Origin of the sequence: Corallococcus praedator (assembly GCF_003612125.1) — a bacterium.
Lineage (GTDB): Bacteria > Myxococcota > Myxococcia > Myxococcales > Myxococcaceae > Corallococcus > Corallococcus praedator.
Map to the genome: position 1 here is coordinate 1 of NZ_RAWI01001203.1, position 418 is coordinate 418.

Consider the following 418-nt stretch of genomic DNA (forward strand, 5'->3'; position numbering starts at 1 on the left):
GGCCAACGCCTGACCAGTTATGTCCACGTTTTCGGCGGTGTGGCCTTACCGGATGACCCCGACGGGCCGGATTACCAGTATGTAATATTCCTCGACAACGGACGCAGCAAAATTTACCAGTCCGAATATGCCGAGTCGCTGCTCTGTATCCGGTGCGGTGCGTGCCTGAATGCCTGTCCGGTATATCAGAATGTCGGTGGGCATAGCTACGGGTGGGTGTATCCCGGACCGATTGGCGCCATTATCACGCCGCTGCTGACAGATATTCACAGTGCCGCACCGTTGCCGCACGCTTCCAGCCTGTGTGGTGCGTGTAAACAGGCCTGCCCGGTCGATATTGATATTCCCGATATGCTGTTGAAGTTGCGTGCCGATCTCGTGGCCGAACACGATACCCCGTTCAGCCTGACCGCCGGGA

1 protein-coding gene is annotated in these 418 nt (G+C 57.7%); it reads left to right on the forward strand.

The window, feature by feature from the left end:
- Nucleotides 1-418, forward strand: a 418-nt coding sequence (locus D7Y13_RS43740) for a 4Fe-4S dicluster domain-containing protein (protein ID WP_147452749.1), incomplete at both ends; no start/stop codon positions are given.